Consider the following 12,651-nt stretch of genomic DNA (forward strand, 5'->3'; position numbering starts at 1 on the left):
AAAATAAAAAAAGCCATTAGATTGATCATAATGGCTTTTGGTGTAACTCATGTGAATGACTCAAAAAACATTGCAACCTTAAACCTTACTTCAACTTATCCTCGTGTAAGCTGCAAGTTTTATCTGGTAAAGCAATGTTAATTGAACGATTGCAAACGATTATAACGTAACAACAGTCAAATTGCGAATAGCGCTCAATGATTCAAAACATCATATAATCACCTAACTATCAATAGGCGTTAGCATGTTAAGAAGCGCCTCAACGCTGCTTGATGGGGTGAGTTTTGGGTTAATGACCACCCCAAGATAACGCTGAAGCTCAATATTATCTGCCATATCAATCCGCGCCAAATCTTGGCTAATCAGCGTTTGCGGCAATACTGACCAACCAAGACCAACGGAAACCAGCATCCGAATCGACTCAAGCGGATTGGTGCTCATGGTGGCGTACGGTTTTAAGTTATGTTTGGCAAATTCTGCTAAGGTAATTTGACTGGTAAAGGTATTTGCGGAGGGCAAAATCGCCGGATAGCGCGCCAATTGCTCAAGGGTGACGTTGGTTTTTTTGGCAAGGGCAGACAGCGTTCCGGTCATAAAATAAAGCGGGTCTGACCAAAGGGTTCGATAGCTTAAGCGCTTGTCATAAACAGGTGGCAGCGTTAAAAACGCCAATGACAAATCGCCATCAAGAACCGCTTTGTGCGCTTCTTCGGAATCGACAAAGTGCACCTCAAGCTGAACGGCAGGATAGCTTTGGATAAAGTGCTTTAATACGGGTGCTAAATGGTGCAGCCCAATATGGTGGCTGGTGCCAATCACCAATTTTCCAGAAACGGTTTGCTGAGCGTTTTGCAAATTGATTTTAAAATTTTCGTAATCATCAAGCCAACGCTTGGCGTGCGGTAGCATCTCGGTTGCCGCTTGGGTCGGCACAATGCCGCGACCCACCGTGTCAAATAAGGTGATATTAAATTCATCTTCCAAATTTTTAATGCGCTTACTGACCGCAGGCTGAGTGATAAATAGCTTTTCAGCCGCTCCTGAAATGCTTCCTGTTTGCATGACCGTCACGAACGTTGTCAAGTTGGTGGTATTCAAACCGATGTCCTCAGCATTGTTAGTTTTTGAAAGGTTAAACTTTTAAAAGTTAAGCTTTAAAAACTAAGTTTTAAAAGCTAAGCTATAAATAAAAGTTAGCCTAACCAGTCAAAAAATATTAGAAATAAAAGTTTGTAAACAGATAAAAATCATCAATTATTATTATAGAATTAGCCTGTTATAATCACAAGACACAATCGTTATTTATCTAACTTTATTTATCCAAGAATTTGCGCTTATTTTGGCTAAATAATGGCGGCAAACCATGATGATAGCTAAAGATTGCAATATTATTAGAAAATTAATAGTATTGCCCCCATATCATCGATAACGATATGAACATGATTGTAATCAGCCAACCGCTAATTAAGGACAGCACTATGACCGGTCAAACGTTATACGACAAACTTTGGAACGCTCACGAAGTCAGCAAACGTGATGATGGCTCAAGCCTCATTTATATTGACCGTCATTTGCTCCACGAAGTCACAAGCCCGCAAGCCTTTGAAGGTCTTGAGCTTGCCGGTCGCAAGCCGTGGCGTTTGTCAGCGAACATTGCAAGCCCCGACCACAACGTGCCCACCGTCACCCGCGAGCGCGCTGAAGGGGTTTCTGGTATCAAAGATGAAGTATCACGCTTACAGGTCGTCACACTTGATGACAACTGCGCCAAATTTAACATTGCTGAATTCACCATTAATGACTCACGGCAAGGTATTTTGCACGTGGTGGGACCTGAGCAAGGTTTGGTTTTACCAGGGATGACGGTGGTTTGTGGCGACTCACATACCGCAACCCATGGCGCGCTTGGTTGCTTGGCGCATGGTATTGGCACCTCAGAAGTTGAGCACGTTCTTGCCACTCAGTGCTTAGTCGCCAAAAAAATGAAAAATATGCAAATCCGCGTCAACGGTAAGCTTGGTGCAGGGGTGACCCCAAAAGATGTGGTTCTTGCCATCATTGCGAAAATCGGCACGGCAGGCGGGACAGGTCACGCGGTTGAATTTGCCGGTGAAGTCTTTGAAAATATGAGCATGGAAGGTCGAATGACCGTTTGCAACATGGCGATTGAAGCCGGCGCTCGCGTTGGCATGGTTGCCGTTGATGACGTTACCATCGATTATGTTAAAGGTCGTCCTTACGCGCCAACGGATGAGCAATGGCAGCAAGCTGAGCAGTACTGGCGAACGCTTTATTCAGATGACGATGCGGTTTTTGATACGGTTATTGAAATGGACGGTAGCCAAATCGCCCCGCAAGTGTCTTGGGGAACGTCGCCTGAAATGGTCGTTGACATCACTGAAAGTGTGCCAACGCTTGACCAAGCGGCAGACGCGGCGCAAAAAGAAGGTTGGGAGCGCGCTTATACTTATATGGGATTGAGCGCCGGTCAAAAAATTACCGACATTCAGCTTGACCGTATTTTTATTGGCTCTTGTACCAACTCACGAATTGAAGACTTGCGCGATGCCGCCGCCGTCATTAAAGGTCGCAAAGTTGCGGACAACATCAAAGAAGCCATTGTGGTTGCAGGGTCAGGTCAAGTCAAATTGCAAGCCGAAGCTGAAGGCTTAGACAAGCTATTTACGGAAGCGGGCTTTGAATGGCGCGAGCCGGGCTGCTCGATGTGCCTTGCCATGAACGCCGATAAGCTTGAGCCAAAAGAGCACTGCGCCTCAACCTCAAACCGCAACTTTGAAGGTCGTCAAGGTAACGGCGGTCGCACCCATTTGGTCAGCCCTGCTATGGCTGCTGCTGCCGCTTTGGCCGGTCACTTTGTTGACGTTCGCGATTTTTAATCAAAGGATAAATAAGGAAAAATTATGCAAGCTTATACCACCCAAACTGGTCTTGTTTGTCCGCTTGACCGCTCAAACGTCGATACCGACCAAATTATTCCCAAACAGTTTTTAAAATCCATCAAGCGCACCGGCTTTGGTGTCAACTTATTTGACGATTGGCGCTATCTTGATGAAGGCTTTCCGGGGCAAGACCATTCCCGCCGCCCAATCAATCCCGATTTTGTGCTTAATTTGCCAAAGTATCAAGGCGCAACCATTTTACTGGCGCGTAAAAACTTTGGCTGCGGTTCAAGCCGAGAGCATGCGCCTTGGGCATTGTCCGAGTACGGCTTTCGCACGGTGATTGCGCCAAGTTTTGCCGATATTTTTTATAACAACTGCTTTAAAAATGGTATGTTGCCTATCGTATTAAGCGAAGAGATTGTCGATAAATTGATGAAAGCCGCGCTTGCTACTGAAGGCTACACCTTGACCGCTGACCTTGAGCGCCAAGTCGTCATCACCCCTGAGGGTGAAGAGTTTGGCTTTGAGGTTGACGCCTTTCGAAAGCACTGCTTATTAAATGGTCTTGATGACATTGGCTTAACTTTGCAGCACAGCGACGCCATCAAAGACTATGAAGCCAAGATGCGCCAAAAAACGCCTTGGATTTTTAACGACGTTCGCGCTTAAGGGATATTAACGATAAGGCGTTTGAGATTTGGCAAATAAAGCTTGGTTTGGGCTGACAACCGCTTTATTTTGCCAATAAAAACCGCTTAGATACTGGCAATCATTGAGTTATGGCGGCGAACTGGCTAAAATATCAGGTAGATTTTAATTTTCCTAAATCAGTAGCCGTCATTATGAATCAAAATTGTTATGTAAAAGCCGTTGCCCTTATTTTAGGCGCAAGCTTTGGATTGTCTGGGTGTCAGCTACTATCAGAGCCTGCGGCAACGGCTTCACCGCCGGTACTTGAGACTGGTTCTGGCAGAATTTATCCGGTCAAAGGCGAAGTCAATGTGGCTTGCTCAGGGACGTATCACTGTGAGATTTCCCAAGTTGATAACACTCGGGTGATTAGTAAAGAGACCCACAGACCGGTAAGCGCTGATATTGTTGCCCCAGCGGTAAGTAAATCAGCCGATGGCAAGCCAATTATGATGCCAGCGTTACTGCATGCCAATTCAGTTAAGGCAGTACCGCTTTTGGCTTCAAATATGAAAGGTTTGGTGAATTATTACGTTCGCATGAAGCCTGCAAAACGCGAAATCCACGTGAATTTTTATCCTGAAAATAACGTCGATTATGTTGAACGTTTTGCCATGATTCATGAGTTTAATGACGCCGGAACGTATCAACTCAAAGCCTACCGCAAAAAAGGCACTCAAGGCTCAGGAAGCTTGCTTGACAATGCGTCCCCTGACCCCTTATGCATTGATTTGCTGCAAAACAATCAACTTCAGCGCCGCTTTTGTAAGCAGCTTGATACCAAGCACCAAGGCGAATTTGTTGAAGCTGATTTGACCAAAAAAGTAACGCCAAAAGCTAAAGTTTAAGCGTTACTTTAATTTCAAATTCACCATTAACGACCAACAAGGATATGTATGGCAACCGTATTAACTCTTGCAGGTGATGGCATTGGTCCTGAAATCATGACCCAAGCCATCAATGTGCTAACTGCTGTCAATGATAAATTTAATTTAGGATTGACGCTTGAATCTGGGCTGATTGGCGGCGCGGCAATTGATGCTAAAGGCTCGCCCCTACCAGATGAGACGCTTGCCAAAGCTAAAGCGGCTGATGCGGTGTTGCTTGGTGCGGTTGGGGGTCCTAAATGGGATGCAATTGAGCGCAGCATTCGCCCTGAGCGCGGTCTGCTTAAAATCAGAAGCGAGCTTGGCTTGTTTGCCAACCTTCGTGTTGCCAAGCTTTATCCGCAGCTTGCCAATGCCTCAAGCATCAAGCCTGAGGTGATTGAAGGCTTGGATTTGCTCATCGTTCGCGAGCTGACCGGCGGTATTTATTTTGGTGAACCGCGCGGCATTCGAACGTTAGAAAATGGTGAGCAACAAGGCTTTAACACCATGGTTTACAGTACAAGCGAGATTGAGCGTATTGGCAAAGTTGCTTTTGACTTAGCGCAAACTCGCGCTAAAGCCTCAGGAAAACAAGCCAAAGTTTGCTCCGTTGACAAAGCCAACGTGTTAGAAGTGACCGAGCTTTGGAAGCAAACCATGATTAAATTGCAAGAATCAAGCTACAGTGACGTTGAACTATCGCACATGTACGTAGATAATGCCGCCATGCAGCTTATCCGTGCGCCTAAGCAGTTTGACGTGATTGTCACTGGCAACCTATTTGGCGACGTATTGTCCGATGAGGCGGCGATGCTTACCGGCTCTATTGGTATGCTGCCCTCAGCAAGCCTTGATGAGACGGGCAAAGGCATGTATGAGCCGTGTCATGGCTCAGCGCCAGATATTGCCGGTCAAGATAAAGCCAACCCCCTTGCTACCATTTTATCAGTTGCGATGATGCTTCGTTATACCTTTAAACAAGAAGATGCGGCACTTGCCATTGAACAAGCGGTCAGCGATGTTCTTGATGATGGTTTGCGAACCTTGGATATTTTAGACAAAAATGAACAAGGGGTGACTCAAGTGGGCTGTAAGCAAATGGGTGAGGCGATTTTAGCTAAACTTCATGCTTAATATATTGAAAGCAGTATATTTGTTTTAATCACGGATATTTAGTTTGCATGATTCCCAAAATCTAGAACTTAGGTTTTGGGATTTTTTATTGCCAATAGCTTTTCTTAACACAGTTACTGCATGAACGCCTAATTGATAACATTAATTGATTATATTGTCATCATAAACTATGTCAAAATGCTATGATTAAAAAATAATAACTTATAAAAAGTCAAAGAAAGACAATTAAAAAAAGCATAAGAAATACTTGAGGAGATTGTTATGCATGTTAAGACCCCCCTTCACAGCGCGCTTACAGCAGCGGGACTGTCGGCATTGTTGTTGGTTAGCCAAGGCAGCCAAGCCGAAGATGCTATTAAGCAAATGTTAGCAAATGTCGATTCATCGACCAAAACTGAGCAAAAAGCGGCGATGAATGTTACGGTGAAGGGCGCGCAAAATACCGCAAAAACCTCAGAGTTAAGCGCCTTGGTTGAGCCAACGCTGCAACCGGTCGCCCTAGCGAATACAGATAACACCAAAGCCGCCACGTTAGAGGCAACCGCTGATACTGAGACAAGCCCCGTCACTACTGCGCCGTATCAAGCGACAACCCTTAAAGCGTCAGCGGGAAATGGTCGCTTTTTACCTAAAATTACCTATACGACTGACAACTTATCCGCAGTCGCAAAGCAAGTAAACGCTGCCGATTGGAGCAAAAGCAAAAGCTTAGACCGAGCAACTGGAACGAAACTGCAAGCGTTACTTAATTGGCATCAAAGTGGTGTTGGCGCGGTCGATGGCTACTGGGGCAAAAATACCCAAAAGGCGATGCAAGCCTTTCAAAAAGCCCATAGTTTGACCGTGACCGAGCAGATGAATGACGAAACTTGGAAAGCGCTCACCAAAGATAGCAAGCTTGCCGCTCAGCCCGTATTGGTCAACTATAAATTAACTGACAATGATGTGTTTATTAAAACCGCCACCACCCCTGCAACTGCAGAGGAAAAATCCAAGCTTGACAGAATGTATTATCAAAGCGTGATTGAGGGCTTAGCGGAAAAATTTCACATGAGTCAGGGTTATTTAAAAGCGCTGAATCCAAACAGCAGTTTTAAATCAGGCGACATCATTACGGTTTATAATCCGGGCAATCCGATTAATAAACCGGTAACGCGCGTGGTGGCAGATAAAACCACGCAAACGCTCTATGCTTATGATGATAACAATAACTTAATTGCCAGTTACCCAACCACGGTTGGCAGTATAGCCACGCCTTCGCCAAGTGGCACGCATACGGTCAGCGTTAAAGTCCATGAGCCAAACTATACTTTCACCAAGGACGATGGCAGCAAGCTTATCATTCCACCAGGACCTAACAATCCGGTGGGCTTGGTTTGGATTGGACTAAGTAAGCCGTCTTACGGGATTCATGGGTCGCCTGATCCTGAGCGCATTAGTCGGCAAGCTTCAGCAGGCTGCGTTCGCTTGACCAATTGGGATGCGCTCGCGCTTCTTGGCGTTATTCAAAACGGGGCAACGGTTGAGTTTAAATAATCAATGGGCTTTCAACATTTCTTAAAACCTAAAAAATACCGCTATCAATGAGCGGTATTTTTACGATTGCCATCTTTATTATTATCGACCGGTTATAAGGCAAAGGGCGGTAAAATCAGTTTTTGCCGCGGTAGGTGATGCGACCTTTTGATAAGTCATAAGGGGTCATTTCAACCTTAACTTTGTCGCCAGTCAAAATGCGGATGTAGTGTTTGCGCATTTTTCCTGAAATGTGGGCAATGATTTCGTGACCGTTTTCTAAACGGACTTTAAATAAAGTGTTTGGCAGGGTATCGATAACCTCGCCTTCAAATTCAATAATATCGTCTTTTTTGGCCATAGATAGCTTCTATCAATCAATGAAAAATAAGCCAATATTATACGCAAGATTGGCATTAAACGCAACAAAAGAACTGATTTTTGCTTGACAGCCGATACTTAACTATGCTCATCGTTAAGATTGAGCCAAAGCGGTGTCAGTGGCACGTTTGGCAGAAGGGCTTGAAAGTTATCCGGATAATAAGCGTTGATAAAATAAAGCCCGTCGCCTGAGGCGGTCGGCGGGGCAATGGTTCTGTCTTTTTTTGCTAAAATCGTCAAAAAATCGGTCGGGACAAGCTCGCCCTTGCCAATAGCAATCAGCGTTCCCATGATATTTCTGACCATATGATGCAAAAATCCGTCGGCTTGAATGTCCATGACAATAAACGCCCCATGAGCAAAAAGGCGGGCGTGACTGACCGTTCGGATAGGCTGATTGGACTGGCAGGCGGCGGCGCGAAAGCTGCTAAAATCATGAGTGCCCTCAATCATCAAAGCCGCTTTTTGCATTGCCATCAAACCAAGGGGCTCGTGAATGTGAGTCACTTGATGATTTAAAATGGCAGGTCTTGTGGGTTGATTTAAAATGACATAGCGATACCGGCGAGCAATCGCTTTAAATCGGGCGTGAAAATCGTCCGGCATCGGACAAATCCAGCGAACGGCAATGTCATCGGGAAGTAAACTATTGATTCCGCGAAGCCAGTTATAGGTAGGGCGATAAGATTTGGTCACAAAGTGGGCAATCATATTGCCGGCGTGAACGCTAGCATCCGTTCGTCCTGCGGCAACCACCTCAACCGGTTCGTTAGCAACTGAGCTGATTGCCTTTTCAAGCACCTCTTGGATGCTAATAACTTCTTTTTGGCGCTGCCAACCGCGATAATTCGTTCCTAAAAACTCAATCCCAAGCGCGAGGGTATAACGCTGAGCGCTGTCAGTCTCAAGGAAAGCGGGATTTTTATTGGTTGGGTCGGTAGCTTGGCTTGGCATTTTGATTCGCAATTGCTGAGATTTTTGCTATTTTACAAGGTTTATGCCGATAAATCAGCGCTTTTTATGGGGCGCTGCTTTTTGAGTGAGACTCCATTGCCATCGCTGTCTGCGTCTTGCAGGTGTGTCAAATCGCAACAGCAGCCAAAGCAGGCGGGCATAAATGGCAGAAGTGGTCAACCTGCCGCCGCTTAATACATGATAGTCGTATTGCCAACTGCCCGCAGCATAGCTGTCACTTACGCCACCAAACGGGCACTGAGTTGCTGCGACGACCAAATGACCTTTTTCAAATGCTTGCGATAACGCCTCAGCCAGTGCCGCTGAAAAAGGCACATTTCCTGAACCAAATCCTAATAAAATAATACCGCAAGGTGGGCGGTTTAATAGCGCATTTAACTGAACCACTAAAGCATCGGCGTCATTTGGCAGACAGTATAAAGCAAAGACAGAAGCGGCTATTGCGCGCTCTTGAATACTTGGCAAAACCGCCAATTGGTCATCAAGCCAGTGCTGATAGCGCGCTTGGGGCAAGGCTTTGACAAAGCTGCTTGCCGGATAAGCTGCTCTTGAATGACCCGTAAACGCCATAAGGTCATGGCTATGAATTTTTTGAACCGTTTGCGCTGACCAAGCCTCGCCACCAAAGCTGATTTGAACGCCTGCCTCGATGCCGCCGGCGAGTTTTAACGCTGCGTCAAAGTTGCTCCAAGCATCTGAATTTTCATCAATATGATATTCTTGAAGTTTTGAGTTGTCCAAAAGCGGTCGCATACTTGCTGTCAAGATGACAGTAATATCAGACCCTGCAAAGGCTTCCGCTAGAAATGCGCCTAAATAACTGAGCGTATCCGTTCCGGTAATCAATAAGAACCGCTTCATTCCGGTCGCGTAAGCTTTCAATATCAGCTGATAAAAATGTACAAAATCTTGAGCATCAAACTGACTGCTGTCTTTAATCAGCCCGTTGTCAAGCCAGACTGTTGTTGGAAAGCAGTCTTTTGTATCAGCAATCAAGCCATTTAAAATAGGCAAGAAATCTTGCGAGCTTAGCGGCGCAAGTGGCTTACCATAGCTGCCAAACGTGCCGCCGGCGTAAATGAGTGCGACTTGATTTAACGGTGAGATTAAAGTCATAAATTACTTTTACAGTTATTTAAGCGGTTATTAAAATCAGTACAAGCATTTTAATGGTCTTAAAATGCTTGCTACTGTCTTAGGTCACGCAGTTTTAGCCAGCAAGGCTTGGGCTTGCTGCTGCTGTTGACTGTCACCGGTGTGAACCACTTCATCAAGCAGACGCTTAGCGCTGTCATATTCACCCAGCTCTAAATACTGTTCTGCAAGATTTAAAGTAATTTGATTAGGGTCAAAACTTGCAACGAAATCAAAGTCCTCAGCAAACTGTTTGCTAAGATCGGAATCTACAGTAACTGGTTCAGGAGTAGGAATCGCTTCAGTCGGTAACTCTGTAGGCAAGCTGACTTCAGGGGCAGCAGGTTGGGACTCTTGCTCAAAAATACTCAGAGACGTATTGTCATCAAAAAAAAGCGTGTCGTTTTGGGTGACGACCTCTGGCTCAGCAGGAGAGAATTCACTACCAGCTTCGGTCTTATCAAACGCCGCTTCTTCAAGACCAAACATCGCAAAATCATCGTCAGCAAGGTTTTCACTTTTAGCTGGTTCGGTCTGATCTTCTTGCTCTGCCTGTAGTAATAACTCATCGCTAAACACATTTGCCGCTGGGCTCAAGCTATTTGTTTTGTCATCAAGCTCGGTTAAATCCAAAGCAAAGTCATCAAAACGGTCTTCGGTAGCCACCTCTTGTGCTGCCGGTGCATCTTCTATGGCGGGCTTATTAGCCGAGCTAACAGATGGATCTTTTGCTTCATTAAGATCTAAATCCAAATCAAAGTCAAAATTGTCATCGTCTAAAGTAGCTGCTTTAGGGTCAGCTTTTGCTTCAACAGATGCGGATTCATTCAGCGCTAAAGCATCAATATCATCAAAGGACAGCGCTTCATCTTGAGATTCAAGAGCAGCTTGTGGCTCTAATTGAGCTGCAGAAGCTTTTTCTAAGTCATCAAAATTAAATGCGTTATCCTTGGCATCTTGAAGGTCTAAGTCAGTTACTACCGGCGTTTGAGCAGTCTGATTATTAGGGGTCTCAAAATCAAAATCTGAAGCTTCTAAATCTTCTAAAGTCAGATCAAATTCATTATTTAAAGGGGCGTCGTGAGATGGAGCGTCAGAATATGTATTTGCCGTCGTTGGGGTATTTTGCAGGTTTTCTGTATAAACAGTTGAATCCCCAACTTGAGATTCAATAGGGGCTTTTTGGTGGTTTGTTTTTTTATGGTCAGCGCCCAAGTCAAAATCTAAGCTTTCAAATTCAGGTTTAACTTCAAAATCCGCTTGGGTTGCCACCATTTGATGACCTTGCTCAGCATCAAACAGATCTTTGAGTTCTTGGGCTTCATTAAGCGCGGCATTGTCTGCCGCTTGTTCAATGGCTTGATAAGTGCTGTAAAATTCTTCAGGTTGTTTGGTGAGCGCGTAGATATTAAGCAGCTTTAACCGAAGTTGATGATTGCTTGGATTTTCAAGTAATCCGCGCTCAAGTGTTTCTATAGCTCGGTCGTAGCGCTGTTGGTCAATAAAGCGTTGAGCCACCGTTAAATCATCAAATTTGATGCTAGCAGCTGGGGTCACGGCATTGGCAGGAGCAGTTGACGGCGCGGGAGGTTGGTTATCGATGGGTCTTACGGGTGCTTGTGCCGGCGACTTATTTTTTTTCAAAAAAAGCACCGCAACGATAGCAACGATGACCAATCCAGCAATGATATAGAGCATATTATTCATGAAGATTTCCACACTTATGATGGCAGGTTAGCGAATGTCGGCTAAGTTTTGATGATAATTGCGTCCCAATGCCGCCAAGATTGTAAAGGTTAAGCCAAGCTTGTCATAACTTTAGTTGTTTTTTGCAATCAGCTCGAATCGATTGAGCGCTACTGTGAATCCTGTTGGAGGAGTTTTTTGTTGATCATAAGCAGTTTGCGGCATCGTTAACGTTTCTAAGTCAAATTTTTTGCTTAACAGCACTTCAGAAATATCAAGCTTTGCTGCTAATTTTAAATGATTTTGGCGCGGCTTGCCAATTGCAGTTTGTGTTGCCGTATTTTTGCTCTCAAAGCTATTGTTTGATGGATCTTGAGCAGGCACAAAATGATTTTTTATTGGATTGGCTGAGGTTTTAGATGATCGTGACTCGGTTATGGTTAAAGGTTGTTGCATTGCAAGCTGAGGGTTGAAGTCTTGCTCAGAGACCTTTACAGTAAGATCCGCTGATTTTGAGATCGGCTCAGCATCTTTTTGTTGAGCGATACTATTTTGGGCAGTTGCTACCGAAGCTGCTTGAATTTTTTGAGTGACGCTAATTTGTAAGACCTTTGCCATTAAGTTTTCAGAGGGATTGGAATTAAGCTTAGGCTTAAACTTAGGCATTAAGCTTGCAGGAAGCACCACCAACGGTTTGGACTGATCTGTTGCAAGCGCTTTAACCAGCAAGTCTTGATGGTTTATGTCGTGGCTAGACGTTGGTAAATGCGAATCAAATAACGGCGGCGGCATCTCATGGCTTACCAACAACGGCTTAGAATTTGCAGCTACGATTGAATGATCGCTACTTAAGTCATTGATCTTATCGTAGGCCATAGTAAGCGCATCATCAGGTAAGTTGACGCGACCTTGAAGCGGTAACAATAAGGTTTTTGGCATTAAGGTGTGCTGATTTTGATGATTTAAATCAAGAACCACATCAGCAAAGGGCAGGGTAATTGGCGTTTGAGATTGAATCACAATCTTGCCGCTTTGGCTTGACGTTGGCACAAACGTTGCCGATAACGTTGCGGCTCGTGACAGTCCCATTTTTTGATAAATGGTATCTTGAGCAAGGGTTGCGGAAAATGTGGTGGGGTCGATATCTGAAATGGCAATGCTGGCAAGCAACGGCTCATTTTGTATGGAGTGAACGACCGTCTCGCCAAAACTTAAGGCAAAAGCAGGAGCGGTTAACAAAGTCCCTAAAGACGCGCCAAGAACACTCAACGCTAAGCGCTGCTGAGGATAAAAAGAGAATTGCCAAGCCATACTGAGCCCTTTATTCACTGGTTTAATTATTAAATATTTGCTAACTACCGGTG

11 protein-coding genes are annotated in these 12,651 nt (G+C 44.9%); 5 read left to right on the plus strand and 6 right to left on the minus strand.

The window, feature by feature from the left end; all coding sequences use genetic code 11:
- Positions 1-222: 222 nt before the first annotated feature.
- Positions 223-1,098: a LysR family transcriptional regulator gene (locus ACZ5XY_RS09640; protein WP_464741138.1), complete on the minus strand. Its 876-nt coding sequence runs from the start codon at positions 1,096-1,098 to the stop codon at positions 223-225.
- A 380-nt stretch (positions 1,099-1,478) separates the two neighbouring features.
- Between ACZ5XY_RS09640 and leuC the strand changes: the two genes are divergently transcribed.
- The 5 genes from leuC (at position 1,479) to ACZ5XY_RS09665 (ending at position 7,132) form a co-directional block, all read left to right on the plus strand.
- A complete protein-coding gene (gene leuC / locus ACZ5XY_RS09645; RefSeq protein ID WP_464741140.1) occupies positions 1,479-2,897 on the plus strand; it encodes a 3-isopropylmalate dehydratase large subunit in 1,419 nt (472 codons plus the stop codon).
- Between the two features lie 24 nt (positions 2,898-2,921).
- Complete coding sequence (gene leuD, locus ACZ5XY_RS09650; protein ID WP_464741142.1) at positions 2,922-3,572, plus strand: 3-isopropylmalate dehydratase small subunit; 651 nt, start codon at positions 2,922-2,924, stop codon at positions 3,570-3,572.
- Between the two features lie 173 nt (positions 3,573-3,745).
- Entirely contained in the window at positions 3,746-4,441 is a 696-nt protein-coding gene (locus tag ACZ5XY_RS09655) for a hypothetical protein (protein ID WP_464741144.1), read from the plus strand.
- 48 nt (positions 4,442-4,489) lie between these two features.
- Positions 4,490-5,596, plus strand: a complete 1,107-nt coding sequence (gene leuB, locus ACZ5XY_RS09660; protein WP_464741146.1) for a 3-isopropylmalate dehydrogenase — start codon at positions 4,490-4,492, stop codon at positions 5,594-5,596.
- A 261-nt stretch (positions 5,597-5,857) separates the two neighbouring features.
- Entirely contained in the window at positions 5,858-7,132 is a 1,275-nt protein-coding gene (locus ACZ5XY_RS09665; RefSeq protein WP_464741148.1) for a L,D-transpeptidase family protein, read from the plus strand.
- A gap of 115 nt (positions 7,133-7,247) precedes the next feature.
- On the opposite strand, the gene infA is transcribed toward ACZ5XY_RS09665, so the two are convergent.
- From infA to ACZ5XY_RS09690, 5 genes are all read right to left on the minus strand, one after another.
- Positions 7,248-7,472 (minus strand): translation initiation factor IF-1, encoded by a 225-nt coding sequence (gene infA, locus ACZ5XY_RS09670; RefSeq protein ID WP_169391838.1) that lies wholly within the window; start codon positions 7,470-7,472, stop codon positions 7,248-7,250.
- A gap of 98 nt (positions 7,473-7,570) precedes the next feature.
- A complete protein-coding gene (gene truA, locus ACZ5XY_RS09675) occupies positions 7,571-8,446 on the minus strand; it encodes a tRNA pseudouridine(38-40) synthase TruA (RefSeq protein ID WP_464741150.1) in 876 nt (291 codons plus the stop codon).
- A 54-nt stretch (positions 8,447-8,500) separates the two neighbouring features.
- Entirely contained in the window at positions 8,501-9,583 is a 1,083-nt protein-coding gene (locus ACZ5XY_RS09680; RefSeq protein ID WP_464741152.1) for an asparaginase, read from the minus strand.
- Between the two features lie 84 nt (positions 9,584-9,667).
- Positions 9,668-11,308 carry a FimV/HubP family polar landmark protein gene (locus ACZ5XY_RS09685; RefSeq protein WP_464741154.1) on the minus strand — a complete coding sequence of 547 codons (1,641 nt, stop codon included), beginning with the start codon at positions 11,306-11,308 and terminating at the stop codon, positions 9,668-9,670.
- Between the two features lie 111 nt (positions 11,309-11,419).
- Positions 11,420-12,598, minus strand: coding sequence for a type IV pilus assembly protein FimV (locus ACZ5XY_RS09690; RefSeq protein ID WP_464741156.1), 1,179 nt, complete (start codon positions 12,596-12,598; stop codon positions 11,420-11,422).
- Between the last annotated feature and the right edge of the window lie 53 nt (positions 12,599-12,651).

This window comes from Psychrobacter sp. GTC18467 (genome assembly GCF_055397455.1).